Source organism: Actinoplanes lutulentus (assembly GCF_003259845.1).
In the GTDB taxonomy this organism is placed as follows: domain Bacteria; phylum Actinomycetota; class Actinomycetes; order Mycobacteriales; family Micromonosporaceae; genus Actinoplanes; species Actinoplanes lutulentus.
On record NZ_QLMJ01000010.1, the window covers coordinates 200,245 to 226,644 of the forward strand.

Genomic DNA, 26,400 nt, shown 5'->3' on the forward strand with positions numbered 1-26,400 from the left:
GCGCGGCATCGCATCGTGCCGCCATCAATCGGGACATTCCGGGCGGAGCTGGATCAGAAACTCCTGATCAGGACGGGCTTCCGCTTGATCAACGACCCAGTTTGCGGCGAACCATCCCGACGACCTGGCTGATCTCCTGGACACGCAGGCCGAGCGCCGCGGCCAGATAGGCGACGAGGATCACCGCGCCGCCCGCGAGCAGCTGGACGAGGGCCTCGATCCGGCCGTCCGGTTCGCCGGCGCCGGGCAGCAGGCTCACGACCAGCAGGCCGAGTCCGGCGGCGACCGCGGCTGCCACGATCACCTTGATCAGCGACACCGCGACCGAGCCGAGGTCCAGCCGGCCGATCTTGCGGCGCAGCACGGTCAGCGAGATCACCGCCGAGGCGAGGTACGACACGGCGTTCGCGGCGGTCATGCCGGCCGCCGAGAGCGACTCGCTGAGGATTGCGGCAAGGGCGAAGTACGCGCCGATCCGGACCGCGACCACCGGGATGTTGATCAGCGCGACCGTCTTGTTGCCCTGCAGTGAATAGAAGGCATAGGTGCAGAGGTAGCTGATCGACAGCGGCAGCACAGCGAACGCTGAGACGGTCAGTACGGTGCCGGTGTCCAGCGCCGCGTCGTTGTCGAAGTTGCCGCCCTGGAAGAGGAAGACGGCCAGCGGGTCGCCGAGCACGCCGTAGACCACGGCGATCGGGGCGAGCGCGGCGCTGACCAGCTTGATGCCGCGGGTCAGGTCGGCGCTGACCTCGTCGTACCGGCCGTCGGCTGCTGCGGCGCTCATCTTCGGCAGCAGGGCGGTCATCACCGACACGCCGATGATGCCGTGCGCCATCATGGTCAGCAGGTAGACGTTGTTGAAGGCCAGGACGCTGGCGCTGCCCTTGCCGGCCACCTCGTTGAGGATGCGGACCACGACGAAGACCGCGACCTGGTTCGCCGCGACGTAACAGAGCATCCAGCCGGCCAGGTTGCCGATCTCGCGCAGGCCGAGCGCGCGCGGGTCCCAGCGCCACTTCCAGCGGAAACCGACCTTGCGCAGGGCCGGCAGCAGGCCGGCGGCCTGCACCACCATGCCGAGCAGGGTGCCGCCGCCGATCAGCGCGATCTGTGCCGGGGTGATGCTTTCCGGGGTGAGACCGCCGTCGGTGCCGAAGGCGAGCACGAACACACCGCAGGTAGCGATCACCACGATGTTGTTGAGGATCGGCGCCCACATCGGCGCGGCGAAATGGCCGCGTACGTTCAGCACCGCGCCGATCAGCGCGGACAGGCCGGTGAAGAAGATGATCGGCAGGATCAGGTACGCGAAGCTGGTGACCAGTCCCGAGTACGCCTCGGTGTTCCCGTCGCTGGCCTGCAACGCCGTGATCACCGGGGCGGCCACCACGACCAGCGCCGTCGCGATCGCCAGCGAGGTGACGGCGAAGGTGAGCAGTTTCTGGGTGAACTCCTGGCCGCCGTCCGGGTCGGCCTTGCGCCGCCGGACCAGCAGCGGGATCAGCACGCTGGAGAGGATGCCGCCGAGCAGCAGCTCGTAGATCTGGCCGGGGAGGAACTGGGCGCTCGTGTACGCGTCACCCACGCCGGCGCCGAGGGTCATGCCGATCAGAGCGTTCCGGACGAAGCCGATGACCCGGCTGACCAGGCTGCCGATCGCCATGATCGCGCTCTGCCCGGCCGTGCCGCCGTCACCGCTTCCCTGGGCATCGCTGCCCTGCGTCGGCGGCACCTGCTCGGGAGGCAGGGCCTGGTCGCCGCCGGGGATCTCGGCATCCACCGAGATCACGGTGACGCCGTCCTCCGCCGGTGGTTGCTGATCATCTGGCGTCGCATGCGTGCTCCGGTAGAGACCGCCGTTCACCCGAGTCTCCTCCTACACACGTGCCGATATTGAAGTCACCATAAGGGTGACGGTCACAGGTGGTGACGCAGGAGGGTGCCGGGATCTGCTCCGGCCAGCGTTTCCACCATCCAGCATGCCTCCAGCGGAACCAAGGGCTCACTCAGCGCATCCAGAACGGTGGGGTGGTCGCATCCGGCCTCGGTCAGCGCGCCGAGCAGCGCCGGCACCAGGGCCAGGTCGCCGGAGTCGGTGATCCGGCGGGCCAGGGCGCGGGTTTGTGCGTACCAATGCTGTTCGGGCATGTGGCGCAGGCGCGCGCCGGTTCGGCGTACGAGATCGAGGATGTCCTCGTGCGGAAAGCGACTCCCGGCACGGACCTGGAGTGTCGCCCAGGCCGGGGCGCTCAGGGCCGCGACAGCGGCCTCGTCGAGAACCTGGGGTGAGAGAGCCTGCGGGGCCGGCCACCAGCGTTCGTCGGCGAAAAGCGGCAGCGGGGTCTGTTCCGGCCCGGAATCGATCGCGGGCGGAACCTCCCGGCGCAGCGATCGGTACGCGGCCTCACGCACCGCCGTGATCGCCGTCAGATCGTCGTCGGCGGTCGCCGGGGCGAACGGGGACAGCAGGGCCACCACCAGACCGGGATGGGGCAGCAGTGGATCTTCCAGAGCGATCACCCGTGCGAATGACTCCAGCTCCCACCAGTGCAGCGCGGCGGGGTACGGACCGGCGGCCGGCGACCAGCCCAGCTGGACCGGTTCGCTCGACGCGGGACGGCGAAGACCGAGGGCTCGATCGCCTGCGGGAAACTCGATGTCGAGGACCAGCGAATAGCCGTCCACCACCGGAAACGACACGCGGAGCTGTGGTGGGAGGTCGTCGGTTTCGCTGATCTGTCCCGTCCAGAACCCGGGGTCCTGGGTCAGGGGAAGCAGCGCCTCAGAAACGGGCACGCAGCCATCCTGCCCGGCGACTTGGCCGACTGCCAAAGCCTATAAGCTGGTCACCCCATGTCTGTCTTAAATTCCGCCCAGCAGAAAGCGGTAGCCGAGCTGCTCCGCGTGTCCCCCGTCGCCGACGAGTTAGGCCGCCGGTTCGCCGCCGCGGGCCATGAGCTCCACCTCGTCGGAGGCTCGGTCCGTGACGCGCTGCTCGGCAGCCTCGGCGACGACCTCGACTTCTGCACCGACGCGCGGCCGGAGCAAACGCTCTCGGCGGTGCACGGGTGGGCCGACGCGATCTGGGAGACCGGCCGGGAGTTCGGCACGATCGGCATCCAGAAAAACGGTCTGCGGATCGAGATCACCACGTTCCGCGCCGAGGCGTACGACGGACTGACCCGCAACCCGATCGTCTCCTACGGCGACTCGCTGCTGGACGACCTGTCGCGGCGGGACTTCACGATCAACGCGATGGCCGTCTCGGTGCCGGGGCACGAGTTCACCGACCCGTTCGGCGGGCTTGAGGACCTCTCACGGCAGCTCATCCGGACGCCGGCCGCACCGCAGGCCTCGTTCGGCGATGATCCACTTCGGATGCTGCGGGCCGCGCGGTTCGCGGCGAAGCTCGGGTTCACAGTGGACGAGCCGGTTATTTCCGCTATGCGGGACATGGCGCCTGATCTCGACCGAATCACCGCGGAACGCATCCGTGACGAGTTCACCAAGCTGATGACCGCCGCCGACCCGATCGGTGGCCTGCGCCTGCTGGTCGACACCGGGCTGGCCGACCGGTTCCTCCCCGAGGTCTCCGGGCTCAAGCTGGAGATCGACGAGCACGCCCAGCACAAGGACGTCTACGAGCACACGCTGATCGTCGTGACGAACGCGATGCGGCTCGAAGGCGACGGGGGCCCGGACTTCGTACTCCGGATGGCCTCCCTCATGCACGACATCGGCAAGCCGGCGACAAAGGCGGTCGGCCGCGACGGCCGGGTCAGCTTCCACCACCATGAGGTGGTCGGCGCGCGGCTCACCAAGCAGCGCATGAAAGCCATGAAGTACCCCAAGGACGTGATCTCCGAGGTGGTCGGGCTTGTCGCCCTCCACCTGCGCTTCTATGGGTACGGGAGAGGCGAGTGGACTGATTCGGCAGTGCGCCGTTACGTCACCGACGCCGGTCCGCTGCTCTCTCGTCTGCACAAGCTGACCCGCTCCGACGTGACCACCCGCAACCGTCGCAAGGCCTCGCAGCTGGCGACGGATTACGACGCGCTGGAGGAGCGGATCACCCGGATAGAGGCCGAGGAGGACCTGGCCAAGGTCCGCCCCGACCTGGACGGCAACGCGATCATGGAGCTCCTCGGTGTGCCGCCGGGTCCGATCGTCGGGCAGGCGTGGCGGTTCCTGAAAGAGCTCCGCCTCGACCGGGGGCCGCTGGATCGCGACGAGGCCGAGGCGGAGTTGTTCAAGTGGGCCCGCGAGCAGGGGCACGTTTCTTAGGGCAGTCCTGCTTTTACGGTCAGGCCCTGGAATTCTCGGGGCAGGTCGGCCTGTTCCAGGGCGCGGCCCTGTGCGTCGTAGAGCATCACGAACTCGTCGTCGACCGTGAGGATGCGGCCGTCCTTCAGATAGAGGGCGTCCGAGCCGATCAGTTCGGCGATCGGTGCGCCGCTCCTGACGTCGGCGAGCGTGATCGCGCCGCTCTCGGGGCGGACCAGGACGTGCCGGCCGTCGGGGGACCAGGCACGGGTGCCGAGCGGCCGGCCGGTCATCTTGATCGATCGCACCAGCTTGCCGGTGCCGGCCGAGTAGATGTCGAGCGATCCGACCTTTTCCTGGATCGCCTCGGAGCGCGGCTGGGTGGAGTCGCGTTGCGTCACCGCGAACTCCTTGCCGTTCGGTAGCCAGGACAGGGAGCACCAGTCCGGGCAGTTGGAGAGTGCGCCCGTTCTGACGTCGTCGTCCCGTGTCACGTCGGTGATGGCGAAGCCCTCCGACGTCGGGATGAGCAGCCGGGAGTCGACCGGCGACCACTCAGGATCAGGGTCACCGCCGATCGGCCGGTAGAAGATCGTGCGCCGGATGGCTCCCGACGCGGTGACGATGCGTGTCGTCTTTTCCGCCGTCGCGCCGCCGTAGGCCGCGATGAGGCCGTCCGGGCCGGGCACCACCGCCCCGTACCTCCCGGTCAGCTCCCCGTATCGGCCGGTTTTCCGGTTGAGCAGCACGTGATGGATCTCGTCCTCGGTGTACACGTCCGGCGAGTCCGGCTTGTCCACGGTCCGGCTCAGCGCGGTGATGACCGCGCCGCCGAGCAGCCGATATGGCTTGCCGGCGTCGAAGGCGCTCAGGGAAACGGTGGTCGGCGTCGCCTCCACCGAAGGGCTCACGGTTGCCGCCGGCAGTGGCTCGGCAGCGTCCTTGCGGAGCACGGTGTACGGCGTCACGGTGACAGCGATCAGCGCCACCGCGACAGCGCCGAAGGCGATATGGCGCCGCCTCCGGATCCGGCGGCCTTTGGTACGCGCGGCGGCCGCGAGATCGAGCGGCCGAGGAGCATCGTCGGCGAGGTCGAGAACCGCGTCGCGCAGGTTGTCCTCCAGATCTCTCATCGGGATGCCTCCAAGGGCGTGACACGTCCGACCAGGGCGCGAAGCTTGACCAGGGCACGGGAGGCCTGACTGACCACCGTTCCGGGCCGGCAGCCGAGCGCCTCGGCGGTCTCCTCCACAGAACGGTCCTCGAGGTAACGCATCACCAGCACCGCGCGCTGGCGGGCGGGGAGCGAGAGCAGCGCCTCACGCAGTGCGAGGCGCTCCGCCACGTCGTCGTCGTGCCGTTCCCGGTTCGCCCGGTCGGGCACGTCGGCGACGGTCACCTCGTTGCGGTTGCCGGCCTTGCGCCAGGCGGACACCCGGTCGTTGTACAAGATCTTGCGGACGTACGCCTCCGCGTCGGAATGTATGCGTGGCCAGTGCGAATACGCCTTGGCCAGCGCACCCTGCACCAGGTCCTGCGCGGCATCCCGATCCCCCGTCATAGCGTGCGCGATCCGGAGCAACGACTGCCCTCGTTCCGCGACGAACGCGGTGAACTCGTCTTCGAGCGACTGCTTCACCGGTCACCTCCACGAGGTCAGACGCATGACCGATCGGAAAGCTTGCATGTTCTCCCAGAAACCGAGCGTCAGAAACCGAACGTCAGAGACCGAACGTCAGGTGCCGTCCGGTCAGCTCTGGCGGCAGAGCCACCTTCTCGAGTACGGCACCGGTCGCGGCATACCTGGTCAGGATGCCCCCGTTCTGGGCCAGCACCGTCCCGTCGGCGAGAAACTGGGACCAGGCGACGGAGAAGTGAGCGATCTCCCGTTGGGAAGCGATTTCGATCATGGATATCTGCTCCGGCGACTGGTTCTGCCGGGTGAGCAGCAGACGCCCGTCCGGGGACGCCGAGAACTGGTCGATCGGCAGCGCCTTGATCGGCAGTTGTTCGATCACCGTGCCGCTGTTCGCTTCGAACGTCGCCACGCCGCTGACTCGGGACTCCTGCTCGCCGAGCTTCGAGACCTGCGGCAGCGCGATCCGGGTGTCGCCGGCGAACCAGGTGAACTCGCAGAATTCGAGGCACGCCAGCTGGCCGGGTTCGATCGTGCGGTCTGTGCTTCGCCGCCGGGCCGGCTCAATGATCGAGTAGCCCGTCTCGTGGGAGACCAGAACCCGGGAGCCGTCTCCCGACCAGGAAACGTTTGATGTCCTGGTCACTGCTGTCCGCCAGGATTCGCCGGTGCGAAGGTCGAGGATCTCCACCTTCTCCGAGTTCTCTCGCCCGACCACCGCGCGCCGGCCGTCCGGGGACGGCTCGATCCAGACGACACCCGCGGGGAGTTCTCGGTAGCCGCCGGTCTTCGGGTTCAGGACGAAAGTCTTTGTGCGGTCCTCGATGCTCAGCAACGGAACGCCGCCGGGTCCGGTGAACACCTCTGTCTGCTTGAAGGCCGGCGCAGGGGCCACCGTGACCGTCGCGGCCGGCAACGGCCTGGTCTCGTCGGCCGGCGTTCGCGCGATCACGATCGGGACGGTCACGGCCAGCACCGCGGCCAGCGCGGCGGCGACGGTGGCAGTGCGGCGGTTGCGCCGGATCCGATGGCCGTCGGCCAGTGCCCGGGCGGCCAGACCGTGCGGGGTGCCGGATTCGTCGGCGAGATCGCGGACGGTGGCTCGGAGCAGGTCGTCGATCATCGCAGCACCTCCACGGCGGTCGCGTCGTCCAACTCGGGCACCAGTTCGCGCAGCTTCTTCAGCGCGCGGGCGGCCTGGCTGGCCACCGTGCCGGGCCGGCAGCCCAGGACCTCGGCGGTCTGCTCGACCGATCGGTCCTCCAGATAGCGCAGGACCAGCACGGCACGCTGCCGGGGAGGTAAGGAAAGAAGAGCCTGCCGCAGCGTCAGGCGCAGCGCGGTGTCCTGGTCGTGCCGGTACGCCGGACCCGCCTCCGGAAGCTCGGCCATCAGCAGTTCGGGACGGCGGCCCTGGCGGCGCCAGCCGGAGACCCGGTCGTTGTAGATGATCCGTCGCACGTACGGCTCGGGATCACCGCTGATCCGCGACCATCGGGCGTATGCCTTCGCCAGTGCCGACTGGACCAGGTCCTCTGCTGTCTGCTGGTCGCCGGTCAGCGCGTACGCGACACGGACCAGCGCCGGCGCCCGATCGACGACGAACGCGGTGAACTCCGCCTCGTTCGACAAAGTCACGGTCACCTCCCGGATAGAAGTACGCCGTTCGGTCCTGGAACTTTGCACGAAGTTGTCAGACCTCCGAGGGAGAATCGGAGCCATGTTCGTCGTCGATTCCCTGATCGGGCCGCTGGGTGTTCATGCCGAGGATGACGTCGTGGTGAGCGTGCGCTTCGGCGCGCAGCCGGGCCCGGTCGCCGAGCATCCTGCCGCACAGCAGCTCAGCGCCTATTTCGCGGGTGAGCTGACCGAGTTCACGGTGCCGGTCGAGATGCGCGGCGGCTCCGAGTTCGAGCGTGCCGTCTGGGGCGAGATCGCCAAGATCCCTTATGGCGAGATGATCACTTATGGGGCGATCGCCACCGCGCTGGGTGATCCGGGAGCGGCTCGGGCCGTGGGCACCGCCTGCAATCGCAACCCGATCCCGGTGATCGTGCCGTGTCATCGGGTGGTCGGCGCGGGCGGCAAGATGGTCGGTTTCGGCGGCGGCCTCGATCGCAAACGCAAGCTGCTGGAGTTGGAGGCACGGGTGGCGCTGACCAGTTTGTGGAGTTAGGGAACGCCGGTGCCGGCGGCGGAGCGCGCCGGGGGGACGGACGTCAGTCGGCCGGGTGGACCGAGAGGCCGTCGACGCGTACCGAAGTGGGGTTGTGAAAAAGGCCGGCCCACGACGTGGACCGGCCTTTTCGCTGAGCTTGAGTTTCGCTCAGGTGGTGCTTAGCGCTCGATGTCGCCCTTGATGAACGCCTCGACGGCCGCGTGGGCGTCGTGGTCGCTGTACTGCACCGGCGGGGACTTCATGAAGTACGACGAGGCCGAGAGGATCGGGCCGCCGACGCCACGGTCGAGGGCGATCTTCGCGGCGCGGACCGCGTCGATGATCACGCCGGCCGAGTTCGGGGAGTCCCACACCTCGAGCTTGAGCTCGGCGTTGAGCGGGGTGTCACCGAAGGAGCGGCCCTCAAGGCGGATGTACGCCCACTTGCGGTCGTCGAGCCACGGCACGTGGTCCGACGGGCCGATGTGGACGTCGCTCTTGACCATCTCGTGCGGGATCTGCGAGGTGACCGACTGGGTCTTCGAGATCTTCTTCGAGACCAGGCGGTTGCGCTCCAGCATGTTCATGAAGTCCATGTTGCCGCCGAAGTTGAGCTGGTACGTGCGCAGCAGCTCGACACCGCGGTCTTCGAACAGCTTCGCCAGCGCCCGGTGCACGATGGTGGCGCCGACCTGGCTCTTGATGTCGTCGCCGACGATCGGGAGACCGGCGTCGGTGAACTTCTGCGCCCACTCCGGGTTCGAGGCGATGAAGACCGGCAGAGCGTTGACGAACGCGCAACCGGCGTCGATCGCGGCCTGCGCGTAGAACTTGTCGGCAACCTCGGAGCCCACCGGGAGGTAGGAGACGACCACGTCGACCTCGGCATCGCGCAGAGCCTGCACGACGTCGATGGTCTCGGCCGAGGACTCCTCGATCATCTCGCGGTAGTACGTGCCCAGACCGTCGTGGGTCGGGCCGCGCTGCACGGTGACGCCGGTCGGCGGCACGTCGGTCAGCTTGATCGTGTTGTTCTCGCTGGCGACGATCGCGTCGCTCAGGTCCATGCCGACCTTCTTGGCGTCCACATCGAACGCCGCGACGAACTTCACGTCAGAGACGTGGTAGTCGCCGAAGGTTACGTGCATGAGACCCGGGACGCGGTCGTTGGGGTCGGCGTTCTTGTAGTACTCCACGCCCTGCACGAGGGACGAGGCGCAGTTACCCACACCGACGATGGCGACGCGGACGGAGCCCATCGCGTTTGCCTCCTTGTTCATCACGGCCGGTCCAGATGCGGACGCGGTTGTTCCGGGGGTGTTTCCGAGCCGGCCGCCGGTGTGGCGGCCGGTTGCGCTCCGGCAGGGCCGAAACGGCTGCGCCCGGGGGTCTGGCCGGAGCGCTCATTGGTAATCAGTTCTTCCAGCCAGCGGACTTCGCGTTCGCACGCGTCGAGCCCGTGGCGTTGAAGTTCAAGGGTGTACGCGTCCAGACGATCGGCAGCGCGAGCCAAAACTTCACGAAGTCCTTCGCGGCGTTCTTCGACCCGGCGGCGGCGGCCTTCCAGAATGCGGAGGCGGGTGGCCCGGTCGGTGCGCGAGAAGAACGTGAAGTGGACGCCGAAGCCGGTGTCGTCGTACGTCTCCGGGCCGGTCTGGGTCAGCAGGTCCGCGAAGCGTTCCTTGCCCTCGGCCGTGATCTTGTAGACAACGCGGCCCCGTTTGCTGGTCATCGGGGGAATGATGTCGCTGGTCTCGGTCATTTCGGCCTCGCCGATCCAACCGGCCAGCTTCAAACGCTTCAGCGTCGGGTACAGCGTGCCGTAACTGATGGCGGCCCGGAGCGTGCCGAGCTTGGTCGCGAGCTCCTTGCGGAGTTCGTAACCGTGCATCGGAGCCTCCTGGAGGAGACCGAGAATCGCCAATTCCAGCACTCGACCCTCCTCGCGGTGTGTCCCGATGTATCGGCCCGATACATCGTCACCGTAGATCGGCCCCGCCAAGTGCGCAACTCGGACACTGCTCCGGAGTTGACTCGCCACGCTGCGTGATGGCTGTCGCCGCGGATGCGGCAACCGCGTACTCTCTTCGCCATGCGCACGCAGCGGCAGGTCATCGACTACTCGCTACAGAGGCGAGCAGTCCTGCGCGACGTGCGGAACGGCCAGGTCGGCGCACTTGAGGTGTGTGACGCGTCTCCTTACTTGAGAAACGCGGCGACATACCACGGCGAGCCGACCGACGAGCGGTGCCCGATCTGCCGCCGCGACAACCTGACACTTGTGCACTACGTCTATGGCGAAGAGCTCAAGAACTCCGCCGGCCAGGCGCGGAAACTGGCAGAGCTGCCAGTTCTCGCGATGACGCTGCGTGAGTTTCAGGTCTTCGTGGTCGAGGTGTGCCGCTCCTGCGCGTGGAACCACCTGATCGAGCGCTACGTGCTCGGCCGGGATGGCCTCGTTGAATCCGATACCGACACGCCGCTTGCGTCACACGGTGGGGAGGGGCGTCGGTGAACCGGTTCGATCTCGTTACCGTGTACAGGTTTGGGACCGAGTTTCTGTTACTTCCAGGATTTGACAAGACAGCCGCCATCGCAGCTGAAAACGTCCGCTCGAGGCGCATAGACAGGACGGCCCCGCCGGGTCGGCCTGTTCCGCCCCCGCGACCGGTAGGTGTGAACACATGAACGGGTACGGCGATCCGCAGTCCGCACGAGCCCGGGCCCGAGTGCCCGGGCCGTCCGCTGCTTCCACGCCTGACGACGATTTCGGGGGACGTCCCTCGGGTTCCGCGTCAGTGGCCGGTCAGGCCGGGCGTGCATCGGTGGGCGGCGCTTCAGCAGGCCGGGCATCGGTGGGTTCGGCCTCAGTCGGTTCCGCCTCGGTTGGTGGCCCAGCTGGGCGCGCCTCGGTCGGTTCGGCTTCGGTTGGCCCGGCTCGGGCCGGCGCCGCGGTGCCACCCGCTGGTGGCCGAGCCTCCGTCGCCCGCGCCGCGGTGCGGCCCGTCCCGCCCGGTGGTGGTGGGCCAGGCGGTCCTGGCGGCCCGGGTGGTCCCGGCTTCGGCGGCCCCGGTGGTGGTGGGCCCGGCCGAGGTGGCCGGAGCAAGGCGGACAAGAAGCATCGCCGTGCCAACATCCTCACCGCCGCGGCAGCCGTCCTGGTGATCATGCTCGGTGTCGGCATCGTCGGTGGCACGTACTTCTTCGACGACGTCGAACTGCCCACGCCTGAGGCCGAGGCGCAGATGAACGTCATCACCGACTCGAAGGGGAACACGCTGGCGAAAGATGGTTCGCCGCGTATCAACGTCCCCTACCAGAACATCAGCGAAGTGATGCAGAACGCCGTCGCCGCCGCTGAGGACAAGAACTTCTACACCCACAACGGCATCGACATGAAGGGCATCGCCCGCGCCGCGTGGAACAACTTCACCGGTGGCGACAAGCAGGGCGCCTCGACCATCACCCAGCAGTACGCCCGGCACGTTGCTGAGCTCAAGGAGATCAGCTACAGCCGGAAACTGCGTGAGGCGGTCATCGCCCGCAAGCTCGAGTCGAAGTACGACAAGCCCCAGATCATGGGCATGTACCTGAACTACATCGACCTCGGCGAGGGCCGGTACGGCGCAGAGGCCGCGGCCAACGGTTACTTCAACGCCTCGGTCGTCAAGGGCGCGAAGAACGAGATCAACGTCTACCAGGCGGCGGTCATCGCTTCGATCATCAAGCAGCCCTACCCGAACGATTACCACAAGGGTTACGACCCGAACTACAACCCGACCGATGCCAAAGATCGGTGGGAGTACACGCTGGCGAACATGCTCGAAAAGGGTTGGATGACCCAGGAGCAGTACGACAAGCGGGCGTACCCGAAGGTGAACCCGATCAGCAAGAGCGCCACGTGCAAGACCTGTGCCGACGGCAAGCCGGTCGGCATGGTCATGCGGCACGTGAAGTTCGAGCTGGCGCAGATGGGCATCACCGAGGACGAGTACAACCAGGGTGGTTACACGATCACCACGACGATCAACCCGAAGGTGCAGGCCGCGGCCGAGGCCGCCGGCTCGCGCAAGAGCAAGACGTCGCCGCTGAACGGGCGCCCGAAGAGCTACCAGTCCGCCGTGATCGGCATCGACCCGGACACCGGCCGGGTGCTCGGTTACTACGCCGGCGACGACCCGAACGGCATGGACTACGGCGGCTACATGGCCGGCGACGGCAGTGGAATTCTCGACTACGGCGGCCAGTCGCCGGGCTCGACGTTCAAGATTTACACCTTGGCCGCCGGTCTCAAGGAAGACATCTCGTTCAAGACGACCTGGGACGGTACGCAGAAGCGTCCGAACGGCACCAAGATCAGTAACGCGGGCGCCGAGGACTCAGCCGTGTGTCAGGGCAAGATCAAGTATTGCGACCTGGAGTTCGCGACGGTCAAGTCGTACAACTTCCCGTTCTACTGGATCGCCAACAACATCGGTCGAGACAAGGTCATCGCGGCAGCCCGTGACGCCGGTATCCGTTACATGTGGACGGACGCCAAAGAGGGCAGCCTCAGCGGCGAGATGGTCGACCTCACCAAGACCAACGCCTCCAAGTGGAAGAGCGGTGGCTACTTCGACAACGAGGTCGCCTTCGGCCAGTACCGCGTGGTGCCGCTCGAGCACGCCCAGGGTGTCGCCACCATCGTCAACGGCGGTGTCCGGCACGACGCTCACTTCATCAAGACGGTGAAGAAGCGCGACTCGAACACCGGCAAGCAGACGACCGTCTCGAGCGACAACCTCAAGGGCAAGCAGGTCTTCGACTCGGCGCAGATGTCCAACCTGCTCGGTGTCATGTCGGAGATCCCCAAGGCCGCCGACAACCGGATCTCGGACGGCCGTGAGTCGGTCGCCAAGTCCGGCACCTGGGAGTACAAGAAGGGCAACGGCGACACCTGGTTCGTCGGCGGCATCCCGCAGCTGGCGGTGACCGTCTGGGTCGGTGGCGCCAAGGACAAGGTCGAGCTCAAGGAAGCCGGCGGCACGAAGAAGATGTTCGGCTCCGGCACTCCCGCCGCGATCTGGGAAGAGTTCATCGAGACCGTTGTCGACGAGCTCAAGTGGGAGAAGAAGGACTTCCCGGACCGGATCGAGACGGGTAACCCCGACAGCGAGTACGCGAACGGCCAGGACCCGCCGCCGGTCGTGACTCCGACCGAGGACCCGAACCAGAGCCAGGTCTGCCAGCAGTTCCCGATCCTGTGCCAGGGTCAGGAAGGCAACACCGGGAACACTGGGAACACCGGAGACACCGGCAATGCCGGGAACGGCAATGGAAACGGTAACGGGGACACCGACGACGGTGATTGACGCGTCTTGATGCGTTGACGGCGCCCGCCTCCGGTTGGAGGCGGGCGCCGTCCTTGTTGTGGGAAGAGTTCTGTGAAGATCGGTGTGGCACCGCGGCCTGTCACCGCTAATGGCGGCGGATGCGGCATGATGCCAAGTCATGAGCGCGAAACCGTCCACCGATCAGCCGGACGTCTCTGAACCGACCTCGGACGGTTTCGTACGGGGACTCTCTCAGTTCATCGGCGGCCCGCTCGGCTCGCACGCGGTGCGACCCGACTCGCGGCCCGGCCGGTTCTGGAACGCGCCACGGATCGTCCTCGCGCTGACCTGCCTGGTCCTGGCGCTGTCCTGGGTGCAGAAGTCGCCCTGCATGGACGGGAACTGGCAGAAGAACGTCCAGTACACCCGGTACTGCTACACCGATGTGCTGGCGCTCTACTACGCCGAGGGCATCAACGAGGGCAAGGTCCCGTACGTCGACCACCCGGTGGAGTACCCGGTCGTCACCGGCTACTTCATGGGCGCGCTCGGCCTGCCGGTGCACTGGTACGGCCAGGATCACCCGGACATCAACCAGGGCAGCTGGTTCTACAACGCCAACGCCCTGGTGCTGTCCCTTTTCGCCGTCGCCACTGTCGGCATCATCCTGGCGCTGCGCCGGCGCCGGCCATGGGATGCGGCGATCTTCGCGCTCTCGCCGATCCTGCTGCTCACCGCGACGATCAACTGGGACTTCCTGGCGATCGGCCTGGCCGCGTACGGGCTTTTCCTGTGGACGAAGCGCAAGCCGGTCTGGGCGGGTGTCTTCTTCGGACTGGGTGCCGCGGCGAAGCTATGGCCGCTGTTCATCCTCGGGCCGATCCTGATCCTCGCGTTGCGCACCGGACGATTGCGTCCGTTCATCAGCTCGTTCCTCGCCACGGCCGTCACCTGGGCGGTGGTCAACTTCCCGGTCTTCTACTGGTACCACGAGAGCTGGCTGCGGTTCTTCCAGCTCAACTCGGAGCGGCCGATCGACTGGGGCACGTTCTGGTACGTCGGCCGGTACCTGGACGGCAAGTGGGCCGCCGGCACCGAGGGCGACCAGGGTCCGTTCCAGTGGCTGAGCAACCACGTCCCGACGCTCAACTACGTGTCGTACGGGTTCTTCGCCCTCATCTGTCTCGGCATCCTGCTCCTCGGCCTGCTCGCCCCGCGCCGGCCGCGCCTGTCGCAGGTGATGTTCCTGGTCGTCGCGGCGTTCCTGATCTCCAGCAAGGTGTGGTCGCAGCAGTACGTGCTCTGGCTCCTGCCGCTGATCGTCCTGGCCCGGCCGAAGTGGGGCGCGGTCATCGCGTGGAGCATCGCCGAGGTCGGGTACCTCGCCGCGTTCTACGCCGAGCTGATCGGCGCCGGCGGCAAGTCGGTCATCCCGGAGGGCACGTTCGTGCTCGCCTCGACGGCACGCCTGGTCACCGTCGGTCTGCTCTTCGCTCTGGTGGCGCGCGAGATCTGGCGGCCGGAACTGGACGACGTCCGGCAGTCATACGACGGGGCCGACCCGGAGGCCGGTCCGCTGGACGGCCCGGAGGCGCCGTGGGTCACCCGGTTCCGGCGGGCGTTCGGTCTCGGGCCCTCCCCGGAGGCGGCGGAGGAGATCCGCGCCAACCCGAGGTCGTTGATCAAAACGCTGTAGAGCGGTTCGAGCTTCAGCTCAGGATTCAGCCCGGGCCTCAGTTCAGGCGGAAGACGACCGCGTCGGTCAGGTCCTCACGCTTGATGTTCAGCGAATCCACCGGGATGTCGCCGGCACGTTCCCACGACGTGCCGGCCACCTGATCGCGCAGAAGCAGCACGGTGCCGACCCCGATCGACCGCAGGTACTCGATGCTGGCGATGTCCGGGAACGTCGCCACACGGCTGCGTAGCTCGCTCTGCCGGGTGGCGGCGAACGTGCCGCCACCGTTCGCGATGGCCTGGAACTCCGAGGTCGACCAGAGCTGCACGGTCTGATCGGAGAGCTCGGCCGTCGGCAGCACCAGCATCGGACCGGTGACGGTACGCATCGCCGCGGGCTGCTCCGGGACCACCGGATGCGCCGTGCTGTTCCAGCCCTCCAGAGCGACCAGGATCAGCGGCGTGAGCATCGCGAGCCGCAGCCACGGGCCGGGCCATGCCGGCACCCGCTGCGCGGCCAGATGCTCGGCACGCCGGACGAAGTCGTCGACCGCGCCGGCCGCGAGGATCGCCAGCAGCAACGTCACCCAGAGCATCAGCCGGCCGGGAATGCGCTGGTCGAACGAGGCACCGTAGTGGCCGAACAGCGGCAGGTAGGTGAAGCGCCCGCCGAGGTAGTTCGTACCCATGGTCAGCACCACCGCGAATGTGATGGCGACCATGAGGACCATCCGGTGCCGCAGCCGCCAGACCGAGAACCCGAGGCCGGCCAGGGCGAGCGCGTAGAGCACGAAGCCGGGCAGCAGCGACATCTCGGCGGCCCAGCCCAGCGAGGCGCGCGGCACCTCGTGCGCGCCGCCCCAGATCCGCGACTCGGCCGGCCCGATCAGCAGGCTGCGCAGCGGCGGCGAGAAGAAGTCGATCTCATCGGCCCGGGTCGGGCTGTCCGCGACCCGGGTGTACGGCACGGCGATGAGCAGCGCGACCCCGGCGAAGATCAGGGCACCGAGCGTGTCGGTGATCGCCAGCCGCCAGCCGAGCAGCGGAACTGTTGGTTTGCGCAGGAACCGGGCCAGCGCGCGGAACTCGGGTTTCCGCACCCGGCGAGCGAGCGATCCGACCACCAGGACGATCAAAATCAGACCCAGGACGTACGCGAACGGGATGCCGAGTGCGAACCCGAGACTGATCTGCCAGGCCGCGACCAGCCAGCCGGCGGCCGCCCAGCCGGCGTGCCGCCGAGACGGGCGCAGGCCGTACCGCATCGACCAGCCGTGGCCCCGGGCCAGCATGGCGAGGGCCAGCGGGATGCCGCCCGCCGAGATGATGTCGAGGTGGCCCTCCTGCGCCAGCCGCCAAGGCGCGTACGCGAACGCCATCGCGGCGACGGCCGCACCGGTGGGACGGGCGCCGAGCTGGCGAACCAGGGCGTACGCCCCGAAGACGAGCAGCGCGTGTGCCGCGATGAACAGCAGGTTGTAGATCAGGACGGCGGTGACCGGCCCGTTGCTGAGCATCGCGAACGGCGCGTAACCGAGCAGGCTGTCGCCGAACGCGTAGCTGTCGGTCAGCGGGAAGTACGCGTTCGCATGCCACAGGAGTTTCGGATCGGTGATCAGGATGTGCCCGGCCCAGGCGAGCTGCCAGGCCTGACGGGAGGGATCGCCGAGGTCCTGCGGCAGGGTGTGCAGCGGGTAACGGATAGCCGGCCAGGTCATCAGGACGGCGATCACGACACTCGCGTACGCCGCCAGGGCGTACTCATGAATGAGGGTGCGTCCGACGGCGGCCAGGCCCCGGCGGATCCGGCCGGGCGGCTGCTCGGGGGTGGTCGCGAAGACGGTCCACGGGTCGGGCGGCGCGCCGGGCGGCCGGGTGGAAGGCAGAGGGGTCCGCTCTTTTTCGGGAGCGACCTTTTCCTGAGCATCCTCTTTGGGGGATTCTGCCGGTTTGCGCTGCTCCGGAATCTTCAGCGCGACCTCGGCTTTCGCCTCGGATTTTCCGAGCCATGGCCTGAGCCAGCGCCGGGGCTTGACCGCCGCCCCGGCGTTAGGTTGCTGCTGCTCGGTCATGACCCTCCAGTGCCGCGGTGCCTGTCAGCCGCCCGCCCGCTCGCGCAGAAGGGCGATGTCGGCGGACTGGCCATCCGCTCCGCCCGGGGTCTCCACGATCGCCGGAGCGCCAGCAGCGCGGATCGCGGCCACCACCAACTCGGGGTCGATCTTCCCACTCCCGAGGTTGTCGTGACGGTCCTGGCCCGAGTCGAATCCACCCTTTGAATCGTTCGCATGGATCAGGTCGATGCGGCCAGTAATGGACTTGAGCCGGTCGACGATGCCGGTCAGGTCTTCCCCGCCGGCGAAGGCGTGGCAGGTGTCCAGGCAGAAGCCGGCACCGAACCCGCCGACCGCGTCCCAGAGGCGGGCCAGGTCGTCGAAGCGCCGGGCGCACGCGTTGTCGCCGCCCGCGGTGTTCTCGATCAGGATCGGGAGGGGCAGGCCGCCTTCCTTCTCCGCGTACTCAAAGGCCTTTCGCCAATTCGCGAAGCCGTCGGCGAGGTCGGCGCCCGAGCCGACGTGGCCGCCGTGCACGATCAGGCCTTTTGCCCCGATCTCGGCGGCTGCCTTGGCGTGCGCGACAAGCAGTTTGCGGCTGGGGATGCGGATCCGGTTGTTCGGTGAGGCGACGTTCACGATGTACGGCGCGTGGACGTAGATGTCCACCTCGGAGGCTCGCAGCTGCTCTGCGTCCTCGCGCGGTTTGGGGGATTTGTAACCCTGCGGGTCGGTGAGGAAGAACTGCACCGCGTCGGCGCCGCGAGCGGCGGCCTCGACCAGCGGTTCGGCGGAATCGACGTGGGCTCCGATGCGCATGGGTCGAGCGTACGACGAGGGTCCGACGCTTTTCTCTTGCGTCACGTGGTCGTTCCGTCCTCGTTGTCCGTATTGGTTACGGTTTGACTGATACCGGCGTGTCCGGTGGCGAACTTGGGGAGTGGTGCATGTCGCGGCGAGTCCGATACCGGGTGGCAGCAGTGTTTCTATGCGGGCTGATCTTCGGCGCGCCACTGCTTGCCAGCGGGACGGCGAGCGCCGAGCAGCTCGACCCGGGCGACCGCCGGGTGAGCTTCAACGGTGACGGGGTGCTCGGCCTGACCTGCGAGTCGAAGCCGAGCGTCGAGTCGATGAAGGTTCCCGCGGACAGCGTCATCCAGGTGCGGAACCGGACCGGTCATGACGCGCGGCTCAAGCTCGGCAACGTCGAGAAGGGCACGATCCCGGAGGACGGCTCGGCCGACCTGGTGTTCCGTCGCGGCACCACCTCGGTGATGCTCACGCCGGAGTGTGACCACGGCGAGGATGTCGTCCCGATGATCGTCACGGCCGAGCCCTCGGCAACGTCGGGCCGGCCCAACCTGAGCCCTCGCCCGCAGGGTGGCGCTGCCACGCTTTCCAAGCCGTCCGGGTCGGGCTCGCCTGCGCGTACCCATGGCGGCTCTTCGAAATCGGGCGCGGCCTCGGCTGCGCAGCGTCCGGACCGCGGGGCGAACTCCTCGCGTACCGATTCGCGCCGAACCGCAACCGATCGTCCCCAGGCCTCGGTGAGCAGCGCGGCCTCCGCCGCGGCCATGCCGCAGGGCGCCGTCAGCCAGCGTCTGCGAGCAAAACCAGTCAGGGGTACGGGTGGAGTAGGCGCACCTGCATTCGCCGGTATGCCGCCCGGAAAAGCGGTGTCCAAGAAGACGGCCCCGGCCACCGATTCGGTCATCCCCTCGATCTCCGACGAATTCGCCGTGCCGGTGCTGGACGACGAGGAACCGTCGGCTGTGGCGGCCACCGATCCGGTCGCCGCGGTCGGGCCGATTCGCGAGGGTAAGCCGATCGGGCTGCTCGGGATGACGGCGTTGGTCTGCGTTCTCGGCGTCTCAATCGCCGCGATTCGGGCAATCGTGTCACAACGTGCATCTCGCACGAATGTGGCGTAAGCTCCCTTCTGAAAGCTCCGCGGGGCGGACGCGTCCAACCTCATCGGTGTGGTCGTTCCTCCCCAGGTCCCACCCAACGAATCGGACCGGACGCCCCGCGGCTGTACGAAGCGATGACCTCGTCACCTGACGGGGTCATCGCTTTTTGGGTAAGCGGCCTCGGCTGGGTATGCTGGCTCGGTTCGCAGTGTGTTCGCCGTGGGCGCTCGATACCCACGGCTTTCTTCTGCGTGCGACACAAGACCTCCTGCCACGGAGAGACCGTGGCCGTATAGCCCACAGGAGGTGAATGTCTTGCGTCATTACGAACTCATGGTGATCCTCGATCCTTCGCTCGAGGAGCGCACCGTCGCACCGTCGCTCGACCAGTACCTGAACGTCATCAGGACCGCGGGTGGCTCGGTGGAGAAGCTCGACGTCTGGGGCCGTCGCCGGCTCTCGTTCGAGATCAACAAGAAGGCCGAGGGCATCTACGCCGTCGTCGACCTTCAGGCGACCCCCGAGGCCGTCGCTGAGCTGGACCGTCAGCTCCGGCTGAACGAGTCCATCCTCCGCACCAAGGTCATCCGTCCCGAGACCCGCTGAGGCGTTTTTGTCAGAGGGTCCTGAGACCCTTTGCCTCTAACGACTGAAAGCGGCGAGGAGAAGTCATGGCAGGAGAAACCACCATCACGGTCGTCGGGAACCTTACCGACGACCCTGAGCTGCGCTTCACCCCTTCGGGTGCGGCAGTCGCCAAGTTCCGCATCGCTTCCACGCCGCGGACCTTGGACCGGCAGTCGGGCGAATGGAAAGACGGCGAGCCACTCTTCCTCGCGTGCAACATCTGGCGTGACGCTGCTGAGCACGTCGCCGAGTCGCTGCAGCGTGGCGCTCGGGTGATCGTGCAGGGCCGCCTGCGCCAGAGGTCGTATGAGACGCGTGAGGGCGAGAAGCGCACCGTCTATGAGCTCGAGGTCGACGAGATCGGCCCGTCTCTGCGCTACGCCACGGCGAAAGTGCAGAAGGCAAGCCGGTCCGGCGGCGGCGGGGGTGGCGGCTTCGGCGCCTCCGGTGGTGGCAATCGGCAGCCCAGTGGAAACACCAACGGCGGAGGCGGCGGCGGAAACCGCGACTTCGACGACCCCTGGGCCACGGCTGCACCTGCCGCTTCCACTGGTGGTGGCGGCCGCTCCGGCGGCGGCAACTCCTCGTTCGACGATGAGCCTCCCTTCTAAGCCCTCGGGCTTTCTTGAGTTCAGGAGTAAGAGCAATGGCTAAGGCTGCTGCGCTTCGCAAGCCGAAGAAGAAGGTGAACCCGCTCGACAAGGACGGGATCACCTACATCGACTACAAGGACACCGCGCTTCTGCGGAAGTTCATCTCCGACCGCGGCAAGATTCGTGCCCGCCGCGTCACCGGTGTGACCTCCCAGCAGCAGCGGCAGATCGCCCGCGCGGTCAAGAACGCCCGCGAGATGGCGCTCCTGCCGTACACGGCTACGGCGCGCTGAGAGAGGACACCCAGATGAAGATCATCCTCACTCAGGAAGTGTCCGGTCTCGGCACGCCCGGCGACATCGTCGAGGTCAAGAACGGCTACGGCCGTAACTACCTCCTGCCGCAGGGCTTCGCCATCCAGTGGACCAAGGGCGCTGAGAAGCAGGTCGTGGTCATCAAGCGGGCCCGCGAGGCCCGCGAGATCCGTGACCTGGGCCAGGCGACCGAGGTCAAGGGCCAGCTGTCCGGCCTCAAGGTCACGCTGAACGCGCGCTCCGGCAACGGTGGCCGCCTGTTCGGCTCGATCACCCCGGCCGAGATCGTCGACGCGGTCAAGGCCGCCGGCGGTCCGGCTCTGGACCGTCGTCGTCTCGAGCTCCCGGGTCACATCAAGACCACGGGCTCGTACAACGTGTCGGTCAAGCTGCACCCCGAGGTGACCGCGACGTTCCCGGTGAACGTCGTCGCCGCCAAGTAATCAGGCTGCACGAGAAAGCGCGCTGGGCTTCGGCCCGGCGCGCTTTTTGTGTTTCCCGGTGGGTTTGCTCGTCTCGGTGGGGTGGTGCGGTCAGCTGAGGCTGTTGCCGGTGATGGCGGAGCTCAGGACGGTCGCTATTCCGCCGCCCACCACGGCTGCGGCCAGGCCGATGCTGGCGGCTTTCCAGGCGGTGGTGGCTTTGCGCAGGCCGACCGCCACGAGCACGCTGATGAACAGCGAGACGGCGAACTCGGGTGCTGCGTTCGCCAGGGTGTCCAGGGCGTGGCTGCGCTGCCCGGAGTTGAGCAGGAACATGCCGCCCACAAACAGGACCACGGGTACGCCGTACCAGACCACCGTGTAACCGACAGCCGCCAGCGGACCGCCGGCTGCCTCTTCGTCGGCCTCGTCGTCGTCCGGGTCGAGCAGGTCGGTGCCGCGGCTCGCGACGAGACCGCTCGTCATCGGGCGCCGCTCGTAGGAGCCGGTGCCCTGGAACGCACCCGTGCTGCGGCGCGGCGGCCACGAGGTGTCGAGGTCGTCCTCGGCTACCGCACCGGCCGACGTCCCGGCGGGGTTACCTGCCGTCGCCCAGCTCGCCGCACCGGCCGTAGCCGGCGCCGTTCGCGCCGCGCCGGTCGTGGCCGGTGCCGTTCGTGGCGTGCCGGGCGGTGCCGGTGCCGTTCGTGGTGCGCCGGGCGTCGCCGGTGCTGCCGTCCGGGCCGGGCCGGTTGCCAGGGCTGCCGGATTTGTCGGGATCGCGCCGGGCGGGGTGCCGTCCGGGACCGTCGAGATGACGGACGTGGCACTCAGGGCCAGATTCGCCGCTCCGGCGACCGTTGCGGACCCACTGGGCCGAAAGGGGGGAAAGTCCGACGTGTCATATCGCCGGGATTCACCCTCGGCAACGTCGCTCTGAGGCTCTAGCGACTGGCGCCAGTCGGTCTCACCACCCTCACCGGCGCCGTCGCGATAGTCAGCACCCCGGCGACCACCAGCGGCACGTTCGGCCGCGAGCCAGTCGGCGGTTTCACCGGTCTCGCCGTACCCGTTGCCGGGCGGCGGTTCGGCGATCGGGCCGCGCGGGTTCCACGGGTCGGCGGAGCCGTATCCCGGAACGCTCGCCCGTCGCGGCGGGTTGCTCAGAGGGTCCGGCCAGGCGCCGGCGGGCAGCTCGCGAGACGGACCGGGCGTGCCGTAGGCCGGCTTGCGACCCTCGTTCCACGGGTCCTGTGCGGGCTCCTGTGCCGGCTGCTGCCACGAGGAAGGGCCGGCGGGCAGAGCACGGGCCCCGCCGTAGCCGGGTCGTGCCGGCTCGTCGCGGGTAGCGCCGTATCCGGGGCGTCCCGGGTTGTCGCGGGGCGCGTCGTTCCAGCCGTTGCCGGCCGGAAGCTCGCGGCCGGGGGGCAGTTCACGGCCCGGAGGAAGTTCGCGGCCCGCCGGAAGCGCGAGGGGCGCGTTGTAGGTCGGCCGTGCGGGCTGCTCGGGACGGCCGGATCCGCGCTCACCCTGCCAAGAGGGACCGCCGGTGCCACGGTCGTCCTGCCATGACGGGCCGCCTGTGCCACGGTCGTCTTGCCACGAGGGGCCGGTACCACGGTCGTCCTGCCATGACGGGCCGGTGCCGCGGTCGTCTTGCCGCGAGGGGCCGCCGCGGCCTGCGTCCTGCCATGACGGGCGGCCACCGCGGATGTCGTTGGACGTGTCCTGCCAGGACGGGCGTCCGCTGTTGTCACCCCGAACGTCGCCCGAGGTGTCCTGCCACGAGGGGCGTGTGCCGCGGGTGTCGCCGGAGGTGTCCTGCCATGACGGCCGGGCGCTCCGGGTGTCGCCGGAGGTGTCCTGCCATGAGGGGCGACCGCTGGCAGCACCGCGCACGTCGCCGGAGGTGTCCTGCCAGGAAGGGCGTCCGCCCGCGTCCCGCTCGGACGGGCCGCGCTGGCCGTCCTGCCAGCTGGGGGTGGCTCCGGGGCCGCGCTGGTCGCCGCGGGCAGGGCCGGGCCGGCCGGTGGCGGGGTCGGACCAGGACGCGCCGCTGCCGCCGTCCTGCCAGGCCGGGGCGCTCGCGGGGCGCGCCGGATCGTTGCGGGTGCCGTCGCGCCAGGCGGGGCCGCTCACCGGACGGGCCGGGTCGGTACGCGAAGTGTCCTGCCACGAAGGGGCGGACGCCGCACCGCGAGTGTCGTCACGGGACGAGTCACGCCAGCTGGGAGCACCACGCGTGTCGCCGGGCCGGGCCGGGCCGCGAGAAGTGTCCTGCCACGAGGTACCGCCGGACGGGCCGCCCAGATCGGGCCGTGCCGGCTCGTTGCGGGCCGGGTCGTTACGGGCCGGGTCGGGCCAGGCCGAACCTCGGCCGCTGTCCTGCCACGCGGGCCCACTCGCCGGTCGCGTCGGGTCGGGGCGAGTGCCGTCGCGCCACGCCGTGCCGCTCACCGGCCGGGCCGGGTCGTTGCGGGCGCCGTCCTGCCAGGTCTGGCCGCGGGAGCCGTCCTGCCAGGCGGGGCCGCTCACCGGGCGGGCGGTGTCCGAGCGGGCAGCGTCCGGGCGAGTAGTGCCGGGCCAGGCGCGATCGGGGGCCGACGGCTCGCGGGAGGTGTCCCAGCGGTCGTCCGGGCGGGCCTGATCGGCCGGGCGCTGGTCGGTGCGCGGTTCGATGGGGCGCAGCGGGGCGCTGGGCAGCGCCCACTGCTGCGACTGGTCGCCGTAGGGGCGGCGCTGCTGGTCCGGATCGGGACGCTGCGAGCCGCCGGCGGGTAGTTCGCGGCGTGGGGGCAGCGGGCCGGGGCGTTCGGCGTCGCGGCGGACCTGCCAGGGCTCCGCGCCCGGATCGGGCTCCTGCGCACGGCGACGGCCACCGCCAGGCGGCGTCGCGGCATAACCTTCGGAGCCTCGCTCCTCACGCCCCCGGCGTTCGTCAGCGGGGAAACCCCCGGACCGGAACTGGCCGGTGTCGCCAGGCCGGATTTGTCCGCTGTCGCCCGGTCGGAGGCGGCCACTGTCATCACGGCGCAGCTGGCCCGTGTCGCCAGGACGCAGTCGACCGTTGTCATCACGGCGGAACTGGCCGGTGTCGCCGGGCCGGAGACGGCCACTGTCATCGCGACGCAGCTGGCCGGTGTCACCGGAACGGAGTTGGCCCGTGTCGCCAGGACGGAGTTGGCCCGTGTTTTCGGGACGCAGCTGGCCGGTGTCGCCGGGGCGTGGCTGGCCTGTGTCGCCGCCAGGACGGGTTCGTCCGCCCTCGCCTGAGCGGAACTGGCCCGTGTCGTAAGCACCGGGCATGGAAGCGCTCGGTGCTGAGGCGCCGCTCCATGGCGCCGCGCTGCCCGGAGCCGCGCCGTTCGAGGCGGGAAGTGCGCTTCGCGGGCGGCTGCTCGGCATGCTGCTTCGCGGGGCCGGCAGCATCGCGGTCCCGCGTGAGCCGGTCTGCGGCGGGTCGCCGGGAACGGAACTGGTCGGCCACGCGGCATCCGGAGAAGGCGCCGAGCTACTCGGCAGCGGACCACCCGGAACACCGTCACGCGGGCCACCAGCACCCCGGCCAGAACCACCGGAATGCCCGCCACCAGAACGCGCGCCGCCAGGAGCACCAGGGCCGCCGGCACCAACAGGACCGCCAATAGGGCCGCCAGGAGCACCGCCGCCGGGACCGTCGCGGCGGGAGCGTCGGCCGGTGCGGGTGGGCAGGGGCTCGTCCGCTGCCTCGTCACCCTTCCCCGACTCGCGGCGAGCTGCCTCGGCGCGCCAGGCGAGTACGCGCGGGTCGTCCTCGGCGCGGCTCCACTGGCCGGTGTCCGGGTCGCGGGTCCAGTTGCTGGTGTCCGGCTCGGCGCTCCAGGACGAGGTGTCCTCGCGCCAGTCGCCGCCGCCCTTGTTGTAGCGGCGCGGCTGGCCGCCCTTGGTGGAGGTGTCGGACGCGGGCGGTTCCGCACCCCAGGCGGGGATGCTGCCGGTGTCCGTGTGGCGTTCCCAGGTGTCCGGTTCTGATCCGGTCGACCAGCCGGTGCCGCCGGAGGGCGCCGCCTCGGTCTCGGGGGCGCGTCGGCGGCCGCGGCGCGGCGGCTCGTCCCGGTACGCCGAATCGCGCCGCCAAGCAGCCCGATCGTCCTCACGAACCAGGTGCTGCGCGTCCTCGGCGGGTGTCGTCTGCCAGCCGGGGGCGTCGGCGCGTTCCCAGCGGGCCAGGCCGGTGGTGTTCTCACCCGGGCCGGGCTGCTGCTGCTCGGGCACGCGGTTGTTCCACGATCCGCTGGCCCGCTGCCACGAGGGAGCGGCAGACGAAGAGGCCGGCTGCTGCCATGAGGGAGCGGCAGCCGAGGAGGCCGGCTGCTGCCACGACGGAGCCGAGGAAGAGGAGGCCGGCTGCTGCCAGGAGGGCGTTGACGAGGCGGGCTGCTGCCACGACGGGGTGGAGGTGGACGGCTGCTGCCAGGATGGTGTCTGCTCGACCGGCGTGGTGGCCCGGCGCTGCCAGGAGGCGGGGCTGTCGCCGCTGCTCTCCTCCTGCGCGGGTGTGGGCCAGGCCGTGCCGGAGATGGCGGGCTGCTCGTTGGCCCGGGCGAGCTCTTCGTCGGACTCCCACGCCTCGGTGGTGGAACGCCACACGTGCGAGCCGGTGGACGAGCGCCACTCGGTGGTCTGTCGCCAGCGTGCGCCGGTGGCCCGCCACTCGGCGGTCTCGGTGCGCCAGCCGGTGCCTTCAGCGGGAAGGGCGGTACGCCCCGTCGAGGCAACATCGGACCAACGGTTACCAGACGGTTCCACAGCGTGACCGCCACCGCCGTCGTAAACCTCGACGTCGGCGTTCTGCGCCCATGCGTCAGCGCGACGCTGCCAAGTGAGCGCCTCGTCACTCGGCGCCATGCTGCCGGTGTCAGTGAGCGAGGCCCATCTGGGTTCCGGATCAGGTTCCGGTTCCCGGGTGGGCCAAGCCTCCGCAGCGCGCCTCTCGCGCGACATGCGGGCGCCGTAGTCCCACTCCCGTTGGTCCACGTGCAAAGGGTGACGTGCTCAGGACGGAACCGCAACGCCTCAGTGCGACGGTTTGCTCACCCGGGACGGTATTTCCCCTGATCCGGAACCTTTTCTGCCCTCCACAGGTGGGGATGACAAAACTCCTGCTGGGGCATGGGGTACCGCTCGCATCCCCAAGAGTTGTCCACATGCTGTGCACAGGCAGAAGGCAGATGTCCACAGGTTGTCCCGAGGTTGTCCCGAGGCTCGTCCACCGACGTAGTTGGGCAGGTGGGGGCCGGATTCGTACAGTGGTCCAGCCCCGGGTGCCGTTTTTGATCGGAGACTTTCTCTGAACTCGGCCCGAGGTTCAGCCGAAAGTGTCGTACCCAGGTTGTTCGATCGTGACAAGCGGGCGTGACAAGTGGGTGTGACAACCAGGCATTGCCAGCGG

Annotated in this window: 21 protein-coding genes; 10 read left to right on the plus strand and 11 right to left on the minus strand. The window is 68.8% G+C overall.

Annotated features, from left to right (window positions below):
- Positions 1 to 88: 88 nt before the first annotated feature.
- Entirely contained in the window at positions 89 to 1,867 is a 1,779-nt protein-coding gene (murJ, locus tag B0I29_RS22290) for a murein biosynthesis integral membrane protein MurJ (RefSeq protein WP_111650976.1), read from the minus strand.
- A 53-nt stretch (positions 1,868 to 1,920) separates the two neighbouring features.
- Positions 1,921 to 2,799 (minus strand): hypothetical protein, encoded by an 879-nt coding sequence (locus B0I29_RS22295; protein WP_245972675.1) that lies wholly within the window; start codon positions 2,797 to 2,799, stop codon positions 1,921 to 1,923.
- A 57-nt stretch (positions 2,800 to 2,856) separates the two neighbouring features.
- Here B0I29_RS22295 and B0I29_RS22300 point away from each other — a divergent pair, with 57 nt between their 5' ends.
- On the plus strand, positions 2,857 to 4,287 hold the full coding sequence (locus tag B0I29_RS22300) for a CCA tRNA nucleotidyltransferase (protein ID WP_111650978.1): 1,431 nt from the start codon (positions 2,857 to 2,859) through the stop codon (positions 4,285 to 4,287).
- On the opposite strand, the gene B0I29_RS22305 is transcribed toward B0I29_RS22300, so the two are convergent.
- From B0I29_RS22305 to B0I29_RS22320, 4 genes are all read right to left on the minus strand, one after another.
- Positions 4,284 to 5,399 carry a WD40 repeat domain-containing protein gene (locus B0I29_RS22305; RefSeq protein ID WP_111650979.1) on the minus strand — a complete coding sequence of 372 codons (1,116 nt, stop codon included), beginning with the start codon at positions 5,397 to 5,399 and terminating at the stop codon, positions 4,284 to 4,286. The genes B0I29_RS22300 and B0I29_RS22305 overlap by 4 nt on opposite strands.
- Positions 5,396 to 5,905, minus strand: coding sequence for a SigE family RNA polymerase sigma factor (locus B0I29_RS22310; protein ID WP_111650980.1), 510 nt, complete (start codon positions 5,903 to 5,905; stop codon positions 5,396 to 5,398). Before B0I29_RS22310 ends, B0I29_RS22305 begins: the two co-directional genes overlap by 4 nt.
- 82 nt (positions 5,906 to 5,987) lie before the next feature.
- Positions 5,988 to 7,025, minus strand: coding sequence for a YncE family protein (locus tag B0I29_RS22315; RefSeq protein WP_111650981.1), 1,038 nt, complete (start codon positions 7,023 to 7,025; stop codon positions 5,988 to 5,990).
- Positions 7,022 to 7,534, minus strand: coding sequence for a SigE family RNA polymerase sigma factor (locus tag B0I29_RS22320; protein WP_260329723.1), 513 nt, complete (start codon positions 7,532 to 7,534; stop codon positions 7,022 to 7,024). The genes B0I29_RS22315 and B0I29_RS22320 overlap by 4 nt, the downstream gene beginning before the upstream one ends.
- Positions 7,535 to 7,622: 88 nt before the next feature.
- Here B0I29_RS22320 and B0I29_RS22325 point away from each other — a divergent pair, with 88 nt between their 5' ends.
- Positions 7,623 to 8,078, plus strand: a complete 456-nt coding sequence (locus B0I29_RS22325) for a methylated-DNA--[protein]-cysteine S-methyltransferase (RefSeq protein ID WP_111650982.1) — start codon at positions 7,623 to 7,625, stop codon at positions 8,076 to 8,078.
- Between the two features lie 161 nt (positions 8,079 to 8,239).
- Here B0I29_RS22325 and B0I29_RS22330 read toward each other — a convergent pair whose 3' ends face one another.
- Positions 8,240 to 9,319, minus strand: a complete 1,080-nt coding sequence (locus tag B0I29_RS22330) for an inositol-3-phosphate synthase (RefSeq protein WP_111651078.1) — start codon at positions 9,317 to 9,319, stop codon at positions 8,240 to 8,242.
- A gap of 20 nt (positions 9,320 to 9,339) precedes the next feature.
- Positions 9,340 to 9,993, minus strand: a complete 654-nt coding sequence (locus tag B0I29_RS22335; protein WP_111650983.1) for a PadR family transcriptional regulator — start codon at positions 9,991 to 9,993, stop codon at positions 9,340 to 9,342.
- A 159-nt stretch (positions 9,994 to 10,152) separates the two neighbouring features.
- Here B0I29_RS22335 and B0I29_RS22340 point away from each other — a divergent pair, with 159 nt between their 5' ends.
- The 3 genes from B0I29_RS22340 (at position 10,153) to B0I29_RS22350 (ending at position 15,068) form a co-directional block, all read left to right on the plus strand.
- Entirely contained in the window at positions 10,153 to 10,575 is a 423-nt protein-coding gene (locus B0I29_RS22340) for a DUF5318 domain-containing protein (RefSeq protein WP_111651079.1), read from the plus strand.
- A gap of 439 nt (positions 10,576 to 11,014) precedes the next feature.
- Positions 11,015 to 13,411, plus strand: coding sequence for a transglycosylase domain-containing protein (locus B0I29_RS22345; RefSeq protein WP_311733588.1), 2,397 nt, complete (start codon positions 11,015 to 11,017; stop codon positions 13,409 to 13,411).
- 139 nt (positions 13,412 to 13,550) lie between these two features.
- Positions 13,551 to 15,068, plus strand: coding sequence for a glycosyltransferase family 87 protein (locus B0I29_RS22350; protein ID WP_111650985.1), 1,518 nt, complete (start codon positions 13,551 to 13,553; stop codon positions 15,066 to 15,068).
- Between the two features lie 37 nt (positions 15,069 to 15,105).
- Here the strand turns inward: B0I29_RS22350 and B0I29_RS22355 are convergent, their stop codons facing one another.
- Together B0I29_RS22355 and B0I29_RS22360 are read right to left on the minus strand one after the other, a co-directional pair.
- Positions 15,106 to 17,121, minus strand: coding sequence for a polysaccharide deacetylase family protein (locus tag B0I29_RS22355; RefSeq protein WP_245972677.1), 2,016 nt, complete (start codon positions 17,119 to 17,121; stop codon positions 15,106 to 15,108).
- Positions 17,122 to 17,145: 24 nt separating this feature from the next.
- Entirely contained in the window at positions 17,146 to 17,922 is a 777-nt protein-coding gene (locus B0I29_RS22360; RefSeq protein WP_111650986.1) for a deoxyribonuclease IV, read from the minus strand.
- Between the two features lie 128 nt (positions 17,923 to 18,050).
- Between B0I29_RS22360 and B0I29_RS22365 the strand changes: the two genes are divergently transcribed.
- From B0I29_RS22365 to rplI, 5 genes are all read left to right on the plus strand, one after another.
- Positions 18,051 to 19,034: a hypothetical protein gene (locus B0I29_RS22365; protein ID WP_146616859.1), complete on the plus strand. Its 984-nt coding sequence runs from the start codon at positions 18,051 to 18,053 to the stop codon at positions 19,032 to 19,034.
- A gap of 294 nt (positions 19,035 to 19,328) precedes the next feature.
- On the plus strand, positions 19,329 to 19,619 hold the full coding sequence (gene rpsF / locus B0I29_RS22370) for a 30S ribosomal protein S6 (protein WP_014448192.1): 291 nt from the start codon (positions 19,329 to 19,331) through the stop codon (positions 19,617 to 19,619).
- Positions 19,620 to 19,684: 65 nt separating this feature from the next.
- The gene (locus B0I29_RS22375; RefSeq protein ID WP_111650988.1) at positions 19,685 to 20,251 is read left to right on the plus strand and encodes a single-stranded DNA-binding protein; all 567 of its coding nucleotides are present in this window, start codon (positions 19,685 to 19,687) and stop codon (positions 20,249 to 20,251) included.
- Between the two features lie 35 nt (positions 20,252 to 20,286).
- Complete coding sequence (gene rpsR, locus B0I29_RS22380; protein WP_007073789.1) at positions 20,287 to 20,526, plus strand: 30S ribosomal protein S18; 240 nt, start codon at positions 20,287 to 20,289, stop codon at positions 20,524 to 20,526.
- 14 nt (positions 20,527 to 20,540) lie between these two features.
- On the plus strand, positions 20,541 to 20,990 hold the full coding sequence (gene rplI / locus B0I29_RS22385) for a 50S ribosomal protein L9 (protein ID WP_111650989.1): 450 nt from the start codon (positions 20,541 to 20,543) through the stop codon (positions 20,988 to 20,990).
- A 90-nt stretch (positions 20,991 to 21,080) separates the two neighbouring features.
- On the opposite strand, the gene B0I29_RS22390 is transcribed toward rplI, so the two are convergent.
- Positions 21,081 to 25,856: a hypothetical protein gene (locus tag B0I29_RS22390; RefSeq protein ID WP_111650990.1), complete on the minus strand. Its 4,776-nt coding sequence runs from the start codon at positions 25,854 to 25,856 to the stop codon at positions 21,081 to 21,083.
- Between the last annotated feature and the right edge of the window lie 544 nt (positions 25,857 to 26,400).

Excerpts from the sequence above, each read along its gene's own strand:
- B0I29_RS22315 (WP_111650981.1), bottom strand. The coding sequence starts at position 7,025 with ATGATCGACGACCTGCTCCGAGCCACCGTCCGCGATCTCGCCGACGAA.
- B0I29_RS22300 (WP_111650978.1), top strand. The coding sequence starts at position 2,857 with ATGTCTGTCTTAAATTCCGCCCAGCAGAAAGCGGTAGCCGAGCTGCTC.
- B0I29_RS22325 (WP_111650982.1), top strand. The coding sequence starts at position 7,623 with ATGTTCGTCGTCGATTCCCTGATCGGGCCGCTGGGTGTTCATGCCGAG.
- rpsR (WP_007073789.1), top strand. The coding sequence starts at position 20,287 with ATGGCTAAGGCTGCTGCGCTTCGCAAGCCGAAGAAGAAGGTGAACCCG.
- B0I29_RS22305 (WP_111650979.1), bottom strand. The coding sequence starts at position 5,399 with ATGAGAGATCTGGAGGACAACCTGCGCGACGCGGTTCTCGACCTCGCC.
- B0I29_RS22350 (WP_111650985.1), top strand. The coding sequence starts at position 13,551 with ATGAGCGCGAAACCGTCCACCGATCAGCCGGACGTCTCTGAACCGACC.
- B0I29_RS22390 (WP_111650990.1), bottom strand. The coding sequence starts at position 25,856 with ATGGCGCCGAGTGACGAGGCGCTCACTTGGCAGCGTCGCGCTGACGCA.
- B0I29_RS22355 (WP_245972677.1), bottom strand. The coding sequence starts at position 17,121 with ATGACCGAGCAGCAGCAACCTAACGCCGGGGCGGCGGTCAAGCCCCGG.
- B0I29_RS22360 (WP_111650986.1), bottom strand. The coding sequence starts at position 17,922 with ATGCGCATCGGAGCCCACGTCGATTCCGCCGAACCGCTGGTCGAGGCC.
- B0I29_RS22330 (WP_111651078.1), bottom strand. The coding sequence starts at position 9,319 with ATGGGCTCCGTCCGCGTCGCCATCGTCGGTGTGGGTAACTGCGCCTCG.
- rplI (WP_111650989.1), top strand. The coding sequence starts at position 20,541 with ATGAAGATCATCCTCACTCAGGAAGTGTCCGGTCTCGGCACGCCCGGC.
- B0I29_RS22375 (WP_111650988.1), top strand. The coding sequence starts at position 19,685 with ATGGCAGGAGAAACCACCATCACGGTCGTCGGGAACCTTACCGACGAC.
- B0I29_RS22365 (WP_146616859.1), top strand. The coding sequence starts at position 18,051 with ATGTCGCGGCGAGTCCGATACCGGGTGGCAGCAGTGTTTCTATGCGGG.
- B0I29_RS22340 (WP_111651079.1), top strand. The coding sequence starts at position 10,153 with ATGCGCACGCAGCGGCAGGTCATCGACTACTCGCTACAGAGGCGAGCA.